Source organism: Arthrobacter agilis (genome assembly GCF_030816075.1).
GTDB classification, from domain to species: domain Bacteria; phylum Actinomycetota; class Actinomycetes; order Actinomycetales; family Micrococcaceae; genus Arthrobacter_D; species Arthrobacter_D agilis_E.
This window is the reverse complement of the sequence record NZ_JAUSXO010000001.1, coordinates 2576662-2588242: the sequence shown is the minus strand read 5'-3', so window position 1 is coordinate 2588242 and position 11581 is coordinate 2576662. Positions and strand designations below refer to the sequence as shown.

Here is an 11581-nt window from a genome sequence, read left to right as displayed (position 1 = left end):
CTGCCACCCCTACGGACGCGCCGGACCCAGATCGACCGCGACCGTGGTGCCGCCACCCGGTGTCTCCGTCACGCTGATGGACCCGTCGTGGGCGCTGGCGATGCGGGCGCACGTCGCGAGGCCGATCCCGTTGCCGGCAGGCTCCCCGTCACGGTGCAGGCGCACGAGTGGCTCGAGCACGCGCTGGCGGTCGGCCGGATCAATCCCCTTCCCGTGGTCGATCACACGCAGCACCTGGGTCTCGCCCACGCTCGCGACGACCTCGATGCGAGGCGGACCACCCGGGGTGGAGTACTTGATCGCATTGGACACGAGGTTCTGCAGGAGAGCCGTGACCTGCGCCTGGTCCACGTGGAGTTGTGCGTCCTGGACGGCGATGAGGGCGTCGGAGGCGCTGCTGAGCGGCAGCACGTCCTGCAGGACGGCGTTCATCAGCGTGCTGAGGCGGACCGGCCGGCGGCTGATCGCCCCGCCGACACGGGAGAACGCGAGGACGTCCTCCACCGTGGTCAGCATGCGGCTGGCACTGCCGCGGATGATGCTCAGGTAACGCGCGGCCGGCCCGGAGGATCCGATGTCGGTGTCGTCCTCGCCGAGCTCGGCGTACCCGAGGATCGCGGTGAGGGGGTTCTTCAGGTCGTGGCTCACACGCGCGGCGAAGCCGGCGAGGTCCTCGTTGCTGCGCCGCACCACCTCGAGCGCCTCGACCAGTCTCCGTGTCCTGAACTGCAGCTCCAGGACCTCCACCACCTGGCGCGCGAGGATGTCGAGGCCCTCCTGCTGTTCGGCGCCGAACCCGAGCACCTCGGGGGAGAAGACGCACAGGGAGCCGAGCGCGTGTCCCTCCTGCGTGACGAGGGGCACCGACGCGTAGGAGCGCACGGTGGCGATACCGCCGTTGACGAAGGGGTTGTCCGCGAAGCGGGGGTCACGGGACGCATCCGCGAGCGCCGTGATGGAGCCCGAGGTGAAGACCTTCGAGCACATCGAGTCCTCGCGGGCACAGACGGCGGCGTCCACGCCGACGGCGGCGATCTGGTGCTGCTGGTCGGCGGTGATGATGTTGATGACACCCGCCTCCATCCCGCTCACGCGCACGGCCAGCTTGACCAGGTTCAGGAGTTCAGGGGGCGTCTCGTAGTCCAGCCGGTCCACCGGGGTGCCGTCGGTCTCGCCGTAGGGAAGCCGGTAGTCCTGAAGGACCGCCTGTCGGGCGAGCTCCTGCAGATCCAATTCGTCGGCATGAAGCAGTGACATGCGAACCCCCGTAGAACCTTGAGACCGGTGCGTACGGATCCCACTATTCCATGCACGTCCAGCCCGGGCCGGCTGCCGGGCCCTCCCGCGCCGTGACGGACGGCCTACGGGGACTCCGGGGTCGACTCAGCCGAGCGCCCTGATCCGCAGTGCCAGGTAGAGATGCACGCGGTCCGCGGTGACGGCAGGGTCATAGCCCGTGAGCGTGACGACCTGCTGCAGCCGATAGCGGACGGTGTTGCGGTGGAGACCGAGGGCTGCGGCGACGGCGGCCACGGAGCCGTCGAGGTCGAGGTAGCGCTGCAGCGTGGCCAGGAGACCGGCGCCGTGGGCCTCGTCGAAGGCCTCGAGCGGCTTCAGGGTCTCGGCGGCGAGATCGGCGAGGGGCACGTCGGCGCTGGTCATGAGCAGCGACGTGAGGCTCAGCCGGTCCGCGATATTCAGGGCCTGGCCCCGCTGCAGGGCCTCGCGGGCCTCGAAATAGCTCCAGCGCAACCCGTTGGGCTGGGCGTACGTCCCGCCGACCCCTATCCGGGCCGTGAGACCGGCGCCGTGCAGGTAGCGGCCGAGGTCGGCGGGATCAGGCGTGGCACCCGCGGGGAGGACGAGGACGAGGCGCTCGTCGACGAGGCCCGCCGACACGCCGTTCCACCCGTCGGGCAGGGGCAGCGTGCGTAGCGCCCGCCGCTGCCCGGAGGCGACGTCGACGATCAGCACGCCGTGGCGCAGTGCGGTGTCGATACCGGCCCCGGCCAGCCTCGCCGCTGCCTCCGCACCGGCGAGCGTACCGCGCACCACGTCCTCAAGCAGCTGGCCGACGGCGTTGCGCACGCCCGTCCGGTTCCGGGCCTGGTTGGTCAGCTCCACCGAGATGAGGTTCTGCGCGTACTCGACGACGGCCGCCCGGCCGTAGGGCTCCGCGATGGCGAGCGTGCAGCGGTCCTTCAGACCGGTGGCGATGGGGAGCCGGTGCCACGGCGTCGGTGCATCAGGTGCATCAGCGGTGGCGGAAGCGCCGACCGTACCCGCCGTGCCGCGCGCCCCAGGATCGGACACGCCCCCGGCGACGCCAGCGGCGCGGCCTTCGGCGACGTCAGCGGCGCGGCCGCCGGCGCCGGCGCCGGCGCCGCCGACACCGACACCGAGGACACCGTGGACACCGCCGGCACCGCCGGCACCGCGGGCTCCGGGGGTGCCTCCGCGTCCCGGGGAGCTGGAGGCCCCCGCGATCCGCGCACCGTACTGGAACAGGGCGACGTCGGTGCCGAGCATCCGGGCGAGCTCGCCGAGGAGCGCTTCGAGACCACCGGGCCCGAGCAGCGCCGATGCCAGGACCGCGTGCCCCTCGAGGAGTTCCTCCAGGCCGGCGAACCGATCGGCCGACAGGGCATCGGCCACCCTCTTCCCGATGGCGATGAAGGGGACCTCGTAGGGTACGCGGAAGGCGGGCAGTCCGACGTCGTCCGCCTCCGCGAGCACGGCGGTGGGGATCCGCTGGTGGGTGAGGCCCACCCCGAAGCCGATGGCGAGTGCTCCCGCCTCGTGCGCCCGCCGGACGAAGGCCCGCTGGGCTGCCCCGGTCTTCAGTCGCACGCCCGTGGTCAGCACCACCTCGGCCCCGTTGAGGAACGGGCGTGGATCCTCCAGCTCCGTCACCGCGACCCACTCGATCGGATGCGGGGGAGCCGCTGTACGTCCTTCAGCGACGAGGCCCAAGGCCGCATCGGTCAGGAGATCGGTGAGGGTGATGGCCATACGACCAGCATAGGTGTCCGCTGTACTCCTGCACGGACGCTACCGGGATGCTCTGTGCAGATATCCGTGGCAGTGGCGGGGTTCGGCCCGGTAGCGTTCTCTCGAAACCCGCGGCCCGGACACATCCGGGTTCCGCGCGGACCTGACCTCGTGAAAGGCACTGCACCGTGGCTGAGACCCTTCAGAACTACATCGACGGAGCGTTCGTGACGCCCGTCGGCACCGAGCTCCTGGACATCGTCAACCCGACCAACGGTGAGGTCGTCGCGCAGTCGCCCGTGTCCTCGCCCGCCGACGTCGACGACGCCATGCAGGCAGCGGCACGTGCCTTCACCACGTGGAAGCGGACCACCCCGAGCCAGCGCCAGCTCCTGCTGCTCAAGCTCGCCGACGCCGTCGAGGCTGCGAGCGACGAGCTCGTCGAGGCGCAGCACCGCAACACCGGCCAGGTACGCGAGATGATCGCCGCGGAGGAGGTGGCCGCAGGTGCCGACCAGCTGCGGTTCTTCGCCGGTGCCGCGCGCATCCTCGAGGGCAAGTCCGCCGGCGAGTACCTCGAGGGCCACACCTCGTTCGTGCGCCGGGAGCCGATCGGCGTCGTCGCGCAGGTGGCGCCCTGGAACTACCCGTTCCTCATGGCGATCTGGAAGATCGGACCGGCGCTCGCCGCCGGCAACACCGTCGTCCTGAAGCCCAGTGACACCACGCCCGAATCCACCCTCGTCCTCGCGCGCCTCACGCAGGGCATCCTGCCCGACGGCGTCCTGAACGTGGTGCTGGGCACCGGTGAGACCGGCGCCGCCATGATCGAGCACCCGGTCCCGGGCCTCGTGTCCATCACGGGTTCCGTGCGTGCGGGCATCGCCGTCGCCACCAGCGCGGCGAAGGGCCTCAAGCGCGCCCACCTCGAACTCGGCGGCAAGGCGCCCGCCGTCGTCTTCGCGGACGCGGACCTGAAGAAGAGCGCCGCGGCGATCGCCGAGTTCGCCTTCTTCAACGCCGGCCAGGACTGCACGGCGATCACGCGCATCCTGGTGCAGGAGGAGGCGCACGACGAGTTCGTCGCCGCGATGGTCGAGCACACGGCCACGCTGAAGACGGGCAGCGCCGACGACTCCGAGAACTACTTCGGCCCGCTCAACAACATCAACCACTTCAACGCCGTCAACGCCGTCATCGACGCGCTGCCGGCACACTGCAGTATCGCGACCGGAGGCCGACGCGCCGGCGACAAGGGCTACTTCTTCGAGCCGACGATCATCACCGGCGCACGCCAGGACGACTCCGTGGTGCAGCAGGAGACGTTCGGGCCGATCGTCACCGTGCAGACCTTCACCACCGAGCAGGAGGCCGTGGAACTCGCCAACGGCGTGGACTACGCCCTCGCCTCCAGCGTCTGGACCACGGATCACGGGACCGCGATGCGCGTCTCGCGTGACCTCGACTTCGGCGCGGTCTGGATCAACACCCACATCATGCTCACCGCCGAGATGCCGCACGGAGGCTTCAAGAACTCCGGCTACGGCAAGGACCTCTCCATGTACGGCGTGGAGGACTACACCCGCATCAAGCACGTCATGAGCGTGCTGGACGCCTAGCCGTCCCCCCGAGATAAGGAACCCACATGACTACCTTCGCAACCACCCCCGGCACCGCCGCGCCGCGTTTCCGGCTCGAGCAGAAGCGCCGCATCAACGGCGACTTCCCCGGTCCCAGGTCCACCGAACTGGCTGCGCGCCGCGCCGCCGTCGTCGCCAAGGGCGTCGCCTCCGGCGTGCCCGTCTACGTGGCGGACGCCGACGGCGGGATCATCCACGACGTCGACGGCAACTCCTTCATCGACCTCGGCTCCGGCATCGCCGTGACGAGCGTCGGCGCCTCCGATCCCGCCGTCGTCGGCGCCGTCAAGGAGCAGGTGGAGCACTTCACCCACACCTGCTTCATGGTCACGCCCTACGAGGGCTACATCGCCGTCGCCGAGCAGCTCGCCGAGCTGACGCCGGGCGACTTCGAGAAGCGGACCGTCCTGTTCAACTCGGGGGCCGAAGCCGTCGAGAACGCCGTGAAGGTCGCGCGCCTCGCCACCGGCCGTGACGCCGTCGTGGCCTTCGACCACGCCTACCACGGCCGCACGAACCTGACCATGGCGCTCACGGCCAAGGCCATGCCCTACAAGACGAACTTCGGTCCGTTCGCGCCCGAGATCTACCGCATGCCCATGAGCTACCCCTTCCGTGAGGAGAACCCGGACATCACGGGTCCCGAGGCGGCCCAGCGGGCGATCACCATGATCGAGAAGCAGATCGGCGCCTCGTCGGTCGCCGCCATCATCATCGAGCCGATCCAGGGTGAGGGCGGCTTCATCGTGCCCGCGGACGGCTTCCTCCCGGCCCTCGCCGAGTGGGCCACCGCGAACGGCGTCGTGTTCATCGCGGACGAGGTGCAGTCCGGCTTCTGCCGTACCGGCGAGTGGTTCGCGGTGAACCACGAGGGCGTGGTGCCCGACCTGATCACCATGGCCAAGGGCATCGCGGGCGGCATGCCGCTCTCGGCCGTCACCGGTCGCGCGGACCTGCTCGACGCCGTCCACGCGGGCGGACTCGGCGGCACCTACGGCGGCAACCCCGTGGCCTGCGCCGCAGCCCTCGGCGCGATCGAGACCATGAAGGAGCAGGACCTCGCGGGCCGCGCACGCCACATCGAGGAGCTCGTCACGGAGCGCTTCGCCGCCCTCCAGGCGGACCTGGGGGAGCAGAGCATCATCGGCGAGGTCCGCGGTCGCGGCGCCATGCTGGCGCTCGAGTTCGTGGAGCACGGCAGCAAGGCCCCCAACGCCGAGGCGACCAAGGCCATCGCCGCCCAGTGCCTGCGCGAGGGCGTCATCATCCTCACCTGCGGTACCTACGGCAACGTGATCCGCCTGCTCCCGCCGCTCGTCATCACCGACGAGCTGCTGGCCGACGGACTCGACGTGCTCGAGCGCGCGATCCGCTCCGTCGACGCCGGCTGAGCACCGGTAGCGACCGCGAGAACGGCGAAGGCCCCGCAGCACTGCTGCGGGGCCTTCGCCGTCGAACGGGTGGGTTCAGCCGACCGGGATGAGTGCCCGGTACTGCGGGTTCTCGGCCAGGAAGGCCTGGGCGTGCTGGCAGTAGGGAACGGGGGCGAGGCGGCGGCGGTGGGCGCTCAGCAGTGCCTCGCGGACGAGGACGGGCTCGAGGCCGGCGTTGCCGTAGGTGGGCCCGACCACGGTCTCCAGCAGGCGGATGCGGCCGGCCCTCATGTCGTACTTCACGTAACCGACCATGATGCCGTCGTGGAACAGTTCGAAGCGCGAGCTCACGGTGTTGTCGCGGAACTTCTCGCGCAGCTTCGCGCTCTCGGTCCGTTCGGCGGCACGTGCGTTGCGGGCATCGAGGGCCTCGACCACGGCCTCGTAGTCCTCCCGGACGCCGAACGGCGGGAAGTCGCCGTCGAGGATGCGGTAGAGCTGGTTGGACAGGATCCGGAGCTCACGCGTCGTCACGGTGGACAGGTCGGACGGGACCTCGGGTGCTTCGGGTCCGCTGGAACCGATGGTCCCGGGAACTTCGGCGAACTCGATGTCCTGCAGGTCCGACGGGGTGCTCACGTCGGGTCCGGTCTGCTGGGGAAGGGTGTCGGGGGAAAGCGGTGCAATTGTCATGGCGACCTCGGAAATCTGTCATTCTTCGGGCCGCTTCTTGACCGCCCTCTGAACCTAACAGCTACTTCGCGATCCGTAAAGCTAGGGCGTCTAGCAATCAGCAGGCTCATCGACCGTCCGGGGACCGGCATGCGCCGCGGATCAGGACGAGTAGGCGGCGAGCTGCTGCCGGAGCCCGGTGATCATCCCGTCCAGTCCCGCGCGGAAGGCGGCATCGGCTGCGGTCTCGGAACCCGCGGCGGCGCTGGCGCTGCGCACGGCGGCCGTGAATACGGGGAAGCGGTCCGCGAGTGTGCCCGAGTCGAAGATGTCGCCGGGTGCCGTGACGTCGAGCGCCGAGCCGTAGATGAAGGACTCCAGAGCGACGATCGCCGGCACGATGCGATCCTCCGGCCACCCCGCGCGCTGGAACCCGCGGGCCACCTCCTCGTACATGCGTAGCGTCTCCGGCGCATCGGTGACGGGCATGACGGCGATGACCGGGACGAGCGGCGCATGGCGGGCGAAGATCTCGCGATAGGACCAGGCCCAGCGCCGCACGGCCTCGTCCCAGGGCTGGTCCGCGAAAGCGTCGAACTCGACCATCGTCATGACGTGGTCCTGCACCCAGCCGAGCACTTCCTGCTTCGACTCCGCATGGTTGTAGAGCGCGGACGGCGCCACCCTCAGCCTCCGTGCGACGGCCGACATCGTGAGCCCCGCGTAGCCCTCGCTGGCGATGAGCTCGAGCGCCGCATCGGTGATGCGTTCCTTCGACAGGACGCTCCGGGGAGGACGCCCGGCGCGTCGCGGCGCCGGCGTTGCTGCTGTCATGGAACGTGCCTCCTGTTGCCGTGGCGTTAACTCTACGGTCGTTCCCTTCCCTCGCGGGTCGCCCGTGGCTATAGTAGGGCAAAATAATGAATGTCATTCATTTTGTGGTCCGCGTCATGCGGCCCGGGAGGATCCCATGAACACCATCGAGCGCGACGTCGTCATCATCGGAGCAGGCCCTTCGGGCCTGACCGCAGCACGCGAGCTGACGAAGGCCGGCCACACGGTCGCCGTCGTCGAGGCACGGGACCGGGTGGGCGGGCGCACCCACACGGACGTCATCGACGGCGCGGTCCTCGAGGTGGGCGGCCAGTGGGTGTCCCCGGACCAGACCGCGCTCATCGGCCTCCTCGACGAGCTGGGGATGGACACCTTCCCCCGCTACCGGGAAGGCGACTCCGTCTACATCGGTCCCGACGACAGGCCGGTGCGGTACTCGGGCGAGATGTTCCCCGTCAGCGACTACACCCGTGAGGAGATGACACGGCTCATCGACATCCTCGACCGGCTCGTCGCCGAGGCCGGCCCGGAGGCGCCGTGGAACCACCCCGATGCCCGTGCCCTCGACACCATCTCCTTCCACCACTGGCTGCGGCAGCAGTCCGACGACGAGGAGGCCTGCGACAACATCGGGCTCTTCATCGCGGGTGGCATGCTGACCAAGCCCGCGCACTCCTTCTCCGCCCTGCAGGCGATCCTCATGGCCGCGACCGCCGGCTCCTTCTCCAACCTCGTGGACGAGGACTTCATCCTCGACCGGCGCGTTGTCGGCGGCATGCAGTCCGTCTCGGAGCGGATGGCCGCGGACCTCGGGGAGGACGTGATCCTCTCGAGCCCGGTGCGGACGCTGCGCTGGAGCGGCATGGACGGGCGCGACGGCGTCACGGTCGTCTCCGACACGACGACCGTGCACGCTCGGTACGCCGTCGTCGCCGTCCCGCCGAACCTGTACTCGCGCATCAGCTACGACCCGCCGCTGCCACGCCGCCAGCACCAGATGCACCAGCACCAGTCGCTGGGACTCGTCATCAAGGTGCACGCGGTCTACGCGACGCCGTTCTGGCGCGAGGAAGGACTCTCAGGGACCGGCTTCAGCGCCGGCTCCATCGTGCAGGAGGTCTACGACAACACGAACCACGAGGACCCGCGCGGAACCCTGGTGGGCTTCATCTCCGACGAGAAGGCCGACGCCATGTTCGAGCTCCTGCCGCACGAGCGCCGCGAGCGCATCCTCGGCTCGATCGCGGGCTTCCTCGGCCCGCAGGCCCTCGAACCCGAGGTCTACTACGAGTCGGACTGGGCGTCCGAGGAGTGGACCCGCGGCGCCTACGCCTCCAGCTACGACCTCGGCGGGCTGCACCGCTACGGCCGTGACCAGCGCACACCGGTGGGGCCGATCTACTGGTCCTGCTCCGACATCGCGGCCGAGGGCTACCAGCACGTGGACGGCGCCATCCGCATGGGGCAGCGCACCGCGGCCGCGGTCCACCGCGCGCTCGCGTCCGGGCTTCAGTCGGCCGGTACCGTGAAGGAGGCCTGAGCATGCGCTACATCGTCGGGTACACCGCTGACGAACGCGGACACGACGCCGTCTGCCTCGCCGTGGCGCTCGCCCGGCGCCAGGACGCGACCCTCGATCTCGTCCTCGTGACGCCCGAGCACTCCCTCTACGCCGGCACCTACCCGCCGGACAAGGGCTTCGACAGCCTGCTGTCCGAACAGATGCGCGAGTGGATGGACGACGGACTGGCCCTCGTGCCCGACGACGTCCAGGCACGCGGCGTCGTCGTCCGGGCCGAATCGAACGCGGAGGGCCTCATCCAGGCCGCCGAGGACACCGAGGCGTCCCTGATCGTCATCGGCGCCAGCTCACGCGGCCTCGCCGGCCGGTTCAGCGTCGGCAACGTGGCCCGCAGCCTGCTCCACGCCTCGCCCGTCCCCGTGGCGCTCGCCCCCCGGGACTACCGCCGCACCGACCCCGTCACGCGCCTCACCTGCGCCGTGGGCCGGCGGGCCGGAGCGGACGCCGTCATCTCCGTCGCCGTGTCCTCGGCACGCCGTCGCGGCCTGCCGCTGCGTCTCGTCTCGCTCATCGCGCTCGACGCCGGCCAGCCGGACCCGGGCGGAGCGGAGGACGAGGCGAACCGGCGGCTCGCCGAGGCGGCGTCGTCGCTGGCGGCCGGTGGTCGTGTGAGCGTCGAGACCGCGCGCGGTGCGTCCGTCGAGGAAGCCATCGAGTCCATGGCCTGGGACGAGGGGGAGGTGCTGCTGGTCGGTTCCAGCCGCCTCGCGCAGCACGCGCGGATCTTCCTCGGGTCCACGGCCGCCAAGATCCTGCGTACGCTGACCATCCCCATGGTCGTCGTCCCGCGTACGTACGCAACGCCCGGCACCACTTCCGGCCCGGGCGCCTTACCCACAGAGGCGGACGCATGAGTATCGACGAGACAACACAAAGGGGATCAGGGCTCAGCAAGAAGGGTCTCGATTCAGGGACCGTCGGCCTGCTGGGTGCCGTCGTCATCGGGGTGTCCTGCGTGGCCCCCGCCTACACCCTGACCGCGGCCCTCGGCCCCACGGTCGCGGAGGTCGGCGTGCACCTGCCCGCCATCTTCCTCATCGGCTTCATCCCCATGCTGCTCGTGGCCCTCGGCTACCGCGAGCTGAACAGCTCCATGCCGGACTCCGGGACGTCTTTCACCTGGGCCACGCGGGCCTTCGGCCCGTGGATCGGCTGGATGGGCGGGTGGGGTCTCATCGCCGCGACCGTCATCGTGCTGTCCAACCTCGCCGCCGTCGCTGTCGACTTCTTCTACCTCCTGCTCTCACAGGTGCTGGGCAATCCCTCGATCGCGGAGCTCACCCTGAACCTGCCGGTGAACATCGCGACGACGCTCGTGTTCATCGCCCTCGCCTGCTACATCTCCTACCGGGGCATGGAAGCCACCAAGATGGTGCAGTACGTGCTCGTCACCTTCCAGCTCGTGGTGCTCGCGTGGTTCGCCATCGCAGCGTTCGTCCACGTCGCGAACGGCACCGCCTTCGACGCCACGAGCATCAGCGCGGACTGGTTCAACCCCTTCGCCGTCGGCTCGTTCTCCGCCTTCGCCGCGGGCGTCTCGCTCTCGATCTTCATCTACTGGGGCTGGGACGTGACGCTCACGATGAACGAGGAGACCACCGACCCCGACAAGACGCCGGGCCGTGCGGGAGCACTGACGGTCGTCGTGATCGTGATCGTCTACCTCACGGTGGCTCTGGCGACCCTCGCCTACGCCGGGGTGGGCGACGGCGAACTCGGTGCGGGCAACCCGGACAACCAGGAGAGCATCTTCGCGACGCTCGCCGGCCCCGTCATGGGTCCCTTCGCCATCCTCATGTCGATGGCCGTGCTCAGCTCCTCCGCAGCATCGCTGCAGTCGACGTTCGTCTCGCCCGCACGCACGCTGCTCGCCATGGGTCACTACAAGGCGCTGCCGAAGGGGTACGGGCGCATCAGCCCGCAGCACAAGTCCCCGAGCTACGCGACCGTCGCAGCGGCCGTCGCCGCCGCCGGGTTCTACGTGTTCACGCGCCTGGTGTCGGAGAACGCCCTGTGGGACACCATCACGGCACTCGGCCTCATGATCTGCTTCTACTACGGCATCACCGCGCTGGCGTGCGTCTGGTACTTCCGCGCCCAGGCCTTCGCGAGCGCCCGCAACGTCTTCTTCAGGTTCCTCGCACCCCTGCTCGGCGGCGTGATCCTGCTGGTCATGTTCTTCAAGACGGCCGTCGACTCCATGGACCCCGAGTACGGCTCCGGGTCCGAGCTGTTCGGGATCGGGATGGTGTTCGTCCTCGGGATCGGCGTGATCCTCCTCGGGGCGGTGCTCATGCTGGTGTGGTCGCGCATCAATCCGGCGTTCTTCCGCCAGGAGGTGCTGACGCGGGGGTCGGCCCCGCAGGAGTAGCGGCGCGGGTCCACCCGCACCGCCGTCCTGCAGGATCCCGGCAGCACGCAGCCGGCGCCCGTGGGGACTGCCCGTGCCACGCACGGCCGACCCGGGACTTGGGACCGAGGGCGGACCC

The 11581-nt window shown here is 69.9% G+C and carries 9 protein-coding genes; 5 read left to right on the top strand and 4 right to left on the bottom strand.

Going from position 1 to position 11581, the window contains the following annotated elements; translation table 11 throughout:
* Window positions 1-9: 9 nt before the first annotated feature.
* Both QFZ50_RS12035 and QFZ50_RS12030 read right to left on the bottom strand, forming a co-directional pair.
* Window positions 10-1257, bottom strand: a complete 1248-nt coding sequence (locus tag QFZ50_RS12035) for a sensor histidine kinase (protein WP_307084451.1) — start codon at window positions 1255-1257, stop codon at window positions 10-12.
* 126 nt (window positions 1258-1383) lie between these two features.
* Complete coding sequence (locus tag QFZ50_RS12030; protein WP_307084450.1) at window positions 1384-3012, bottom strand: PucR family transcriptional regulator; 1629 nt, start codon at window positions 3010-3012, stop codon at window positions 1384-1386.
* A 167-nt stretch (window positions 3013-3179) separates the two neighbouring features.
* Between QFZ50_RS12030 and QFZ50_RS12025 the strand changes: the two genes are divergently transcribed.
* Together QFZ50_RS12025 and gabT are read left to right on the top strand one after the other, a co-directional pair.
* Entirely contained in the window at window positions 3180-4610 is a 1431-nt protein-coding gene (locus QFZ50_RS12025; RefSeq protein ID WP_307084449.1) for a gamma-aminobutyraldehyde dehydrogenase, read from the top strand.
* Between the two features lie 26 nt (window positions 4611-4636).
* Window positions 4637-6022, top strand: a complete 1386-nt coding sequence (gene gabT / locus QFZ50_RS12020; RefSeq protein WP_307084448.1) for a 4-aminobutyrate--2-oxoglutarate transaminase — start codon at window positions 4637-4639, stop codon at window positions 6020-6022.
* A 75-nt stretch (window positions 6023-6097) separates the two neighbouring features.
* Here the strand turns inward: gabT and QFZ50_RS12015 are convergent, their stop codons facing one another.
* Complete coding sequence (locus tag QFZ50_RS12015; RefSeq protein WP_307084447.1) at window positions 6098-6697, bottom strand: GNAT family N-acetyltransferase; 600 nt, start codon at window positions 6695-6697, stop codon at window positions 6098-6100.
* 141 nt (window positions 6698-6838) lie between these two features.
* Window positions 6839-7510: a TetR/AcrR family transcriptional regulator gene (locus QFZ50_RS12010; protein WP_307084446.1), complete on the bottom strand. Its 672-nt coding sequence runs from the start codon at window positions 7508-7510 to the stop codon at window positions 6839-6841.
* A gap of 136 nt (window positions 7511-7646) precedes the next feature.
* On the opposite strand from QFZ50_RS12010, the gene QFZ50_RS12005 reads away from it, so the two are divergent.
* Genes QFZ50_RS12005 through QFZ50_RS11995 form a run of 3 tightly spaced genes read left to right on the top strand, consistent with a single transcriptional unit; the run spans window position 7647 to window position 11463 of the window.
* Window positions 7647-9050: a flavin monoamine oxidase family protein gene (locus tag QFZ50_RS12005; protein ID WP_307084445.1), complete on the top strand. Its 1404-nt coding sequence runs from the start codon at window positions 7647-7649 to the stop codon at window positions 9048-9050.
* A gap of 2 nt (window positions 9051-9052) precedes the next feature.
* Entirely contained in the window at window positions 9053-9946 is an 894-nt protein-coding gene (locus tag QFZ50_RS12000; RefSeq protein WP_307084444.1) for a universal stress protein, read from the top strand.
* Window positions 9943-11463, top strand: a complete 1521-nt coding sequence (locus QFZ50_RS11995; RefSeq protein WP_307084443.1) for an APC family permease — start codon at window positions 9943-9945, stop codon at window positions 11461-11463. Before QFZ50_RS12000 ends, QFZ50_RS11995 begins: the two co-directional genes overlap by 4 nt.
* The last annotated feature ends 118 nt before the right edge of the window (window positions 11464-11581 follow it).